The organism is Streptomyces murinus (genome assembly GCF_002154555.1).
GTDB lineage: Bacteria > Actinomycetota > Actinomycetes > Streptomycetales > Streptomycetaceae > Streptomyces > Streptomyces murinus.
The window spans coordinates 1-3,625 of the sequence record NZ_MUNF01000378.1 but is presented as its reverse complement, the minus strand read 5'-3'; the positions used below and the strand labels follow the sequence as shown (position 1 = coordinate 3,625).

2 protein-coding genes are annotated in these 3,625 nt (G+C 69.4%); both read left to right on the top strand.

Going from position 1 to position 3,625, the window contains the following annotated elements:
- Positions 1-638 (top strand): ABC transporter ATP-binding protein (locus tag CCN72_RS22790; protein ID WP_244174390.1); only part of this gene is annotated, 638 nt, incomplete at its 5' end.
- Positions 635-3,217, top strand: coding sequence for an ABC transporter permease (locus tag CCN72_RS22785; protein WP_086809125.1), 2,583 nt, complete (start codon positions 635-637; stop codon positions 3,215-3,217). The genes CCN72_RS22790 and CCN72_RS22785, both read left to right, overlap by 4 nt.
- Positions 3,218-3,625: the final 408 nt, after the last annotated feature.

Here is a 3,625-nt window from a genome sequence, read left to right as displayed (position 1 = left end):
AGTTCACCGCGATCATGGGCCCCTCGGGGTCCGGCAAGTCCACACTGATGCACTGCCTCGCGGGCCTGGACACCGTGACGAGCGGTCAGATCCATCTGGACGATACCGAGATCACCGGTCTGAAGGACAAGAAGCTCACCCAGCTGCGCCGGGACCGGATCGGCTTCATCTTCCAGGCGTTCAACCTGCTGCCGACGCTGAACGCGCTGGAGAACATCACGCTGCCGATGGACATAGCCGGCCGCAAGCCCGACCGCGTCTGGCTGGACCGGGTCGTGGAGACGGTCGGCCTCGCCGGGCGGCTCAAGCACCGGCCGACCCAGCTGTCCGGCGGCCAGCAGCAGCGCGTCGCCGTGGCCCGCGCGCTCGCCGCCCGCCCGGAGATCATCTTCGGTGACGAACCGACCGGAAACCTGGACTCGCGGGCGGGTGCCGAGGTGCTGGGCTTCCTGCGCCGCTCGGTGGACGAACTCGGCCAGACCATCGTCATGGTGACCCATGACCCGGTCGCCGCCTCGTACGCGGACCGGGTGCTGTATCTGGCCGACGGCCGGATCGTGGACGAGATGTACCAGCCGACGGCCGATCAGGTCCTGGACCGCATGAAGGACTTCGACGCCCGGGGACGTACGTCATGACCGTGCTCAGAACCTCCCTGCGCAACTTCTTCGCGCACAAGGGCCGTATGGCGCTCTCGGCGGTCGCGGTCCTGCTGTCGGTCGCCTTCGTCTGCGGCACCCTGGTGTTCACGGACACCATGAACACCACCTTCGACAAGCTGTTCCAGGCGACCGCCTCGGATGTCACGGTCAGCGCCCAGGGCTCCTCCGACACCGGCCAGACCACCTCCCGCACCGGCAAGCCGCCGGTCATGCCGGCCTCCGTCGTCTCCACCGTCCGCGGGACACAGGGCGTGCGGTCCGCCGAGGGCACGGTGTTCTCCACCTCGGTGACCGTGATCGACGCCAAGAAGGACAAGCTGTCGCCGACCAGCGGCGCCCCGACCATCGTGGGCAGCTGGAACGGCAACGACGCCCGCACCATGGAGATCACCACCGGTACGGCCCCCAAGGGCCCGGACCAGGTGATGGTCGACAAGGACACCGCCGCCAAGCACCATCTGAAACTGGGCGACGACATCGGCATGATCTCGGTCGTGGGCACGCACCACGCCCGCGTGTCCGGCATCGCCGCCTTCAAGGTGACCAACCCCGGCGCGGCCATCTTCTACCTGGACACCAGGACCGCCCAGCAGACCCTGATCGGGCGCACCGGTGTCTTCACGGACGTCGATGTCACCGCCGCCAAGGGCGTGACGGACGACCAGCTGAAGAAGAACGTGACGGCCGCCCTCGGCCACGGCTACAAGGTGCGCACCGCCAAGGAGGTCGCCGACGCCAACCAGAAGAGCGTCGAGAGCTTCCTGAATGTCATGAAGTACGCGATGCTCGGCTTCGCCGGGATCGCCTTCCTGGTCGGCATCTTCCTGATCATCAACACCTTCTCCATGCTGGTCGCCCAGCGCACCCGTGAGATCGGCCTGATGCGTGCCATCGGCTCCTCCCGCAGGCAGGTCAACCGCTCCGTGCTGATCGAGGCGCTGCTGCTCGGTGTGCTCGGCTCCGTGCTCGGCGTCGGCGCGGGCGTCGGTATCGCGGTCGGCCTGATGAAGCTCATGAGCGGCATGGGCATGGAGCTGTCCACGGACGACCTGACGATCGCCTGGACCACGCCCGCGCTCGGCCTGCTGCTGGGGGTCGTGGTCACCGTCCTCGCGGCCTATCTGCCCGCCCGCCGGGCAGGCAAGGTCTCCCCGATGGCCGCCCTGCGCGACGCCGGCGCCCCGAGCGACGCCAGGGCCGGTGCGGTGCGCACCGTGCTCGGACTGGTGCTCACCGGCGCCGGCGGCTGGAGCCTGTACGCCGCCGCGACCGCCGACAAGGCCACGTCCGGTTCGAGCCTGCTGGGCATCGGCGTGCTGCTCACCCTGGTCGGCTTCGTGGTGATCGGCCCGCTGCTCGCCGGCGGGGTGGTCCGTGTCCTCGGCGCGATCATCCTGCGGGTCTTCGGCCCGGTCGGCCGGATGGCGGAGCGCAACGCGCTGCGCAACCCGCGCCGCACCGGTGCCACCGGCGCCGCCCTGATGATCGGCCTCGCCCTGGTGGCCTGCCTGTCGGTGGTCGGCTCCTCGATGGTGGCCTCGGCCACCGATCAGCTGGACAAGACCGTCGGCGCGGACTTCATCATCCAGGGCGACCAGGAGTTCACCTTCGTCAAGCCGCAGATGGTCCAGCAGATCAAGGCCACGCCCGGCCTCGAACGGGTCACCGAGTACAAGCTGCTCGACGCCACCCTGAGCACGCCCGACGGCAAGGTCTCCAAGAACGAGACGATCAACGCCGCCGACGCGACCTACGCGAAGGACCTGCGCACCAAGACGGTCGCCGGTGACCTCGCCGACGCCTACCGGCCCGACTCCATGTCGGTCTTCGAGGGCTTCGCCAAGGAGCACGGCATCAGGCTCGGCTCCACGGTCACGGTCGGTTTCAAGGACGGCCGGGCCGCCAAGCTGACGGTCCGCGCCATCACCAGCGACGACGTCGTGATCGACAAGGGCGCGATGTACGCGTCCATCGCGACCGCCGCGAAGTATGTGCCGGCGAGCAGGATGCCGCTGGACCAGCTGGTCTTCGCCACCGCCAAGGACGGGCAGCAGGCCGCCGCCTACGCCTCGCTGAAGCGGACGCTGCACGCCGACCCGGCGCTGACCGTGCGCGACCAGACCGACTACAAGAAGGTGCTCAAGGACCAGATAGGCCAGCTGCTCAACATGATCTACGGCCTGCTGGCCCTGGCGATCATCGTCGCGGTCCTCGGTGTGGTGAACACCCTGGCCCTGTCGGTGGTGGAGCGGACCCGGGAGATCGGTCTGATGCGGGCCATCGGTCTCTCCCGCCGCCAGCTGCGGCGCATGATCCGCCTGGAGTCCGTGGTGATCGCCGTCTTCGGCGCGCTGCTCGGCCTGGGCCTGGGCATGGGCTGGGGCGCGACCGCCCAGCGGCTCCTCGCCCTCCAGGGGCTGAACGTCCTGGACATCCCCTGGCCGACGATCATCGGCGTCTTCATCGGCTCCGCCTTCGTGGGCCTCTTCGCCGCCCTCGTCCCGGCCTTCCGCGCGGGCCGCATGAACATCCTGAACGCCATCGCCACGGACTAGCCGCCGCGGGCCCGGCCGACGATCACCGCATACGGGGGTTGCGGGGGAGCACCCGGTACCGAGGAGTCTTGGGGGCCTTCTCGGTACCGGGTTTCGCCGTTCTGTTCTTTTTGGGTCAGTTCTCGGGTGGCGGTTTCGGGTGGGTGAGCGGGGAACGCGGTGCGGCGACGGCAGCGCAGGGCCACTTGTCCACAGGCTCCGACGGCCGAGCCGACGGCGTCGTACGCTGGACACCCCCGGTCGCGCCCCGCGCCGGGCTGCTTGCGTTGCCCACCCTGGACGGAAAGCCCCATGAGCCTGCACGGTCTGCTCGACGCCATCGTCAAGGACCCCGCCCTCGCGGAAGCGATCACGGCGGCCGCGGACGGCAACCGTATGCACGTCGACCTCGTCGGCCCCCCGGCCGCC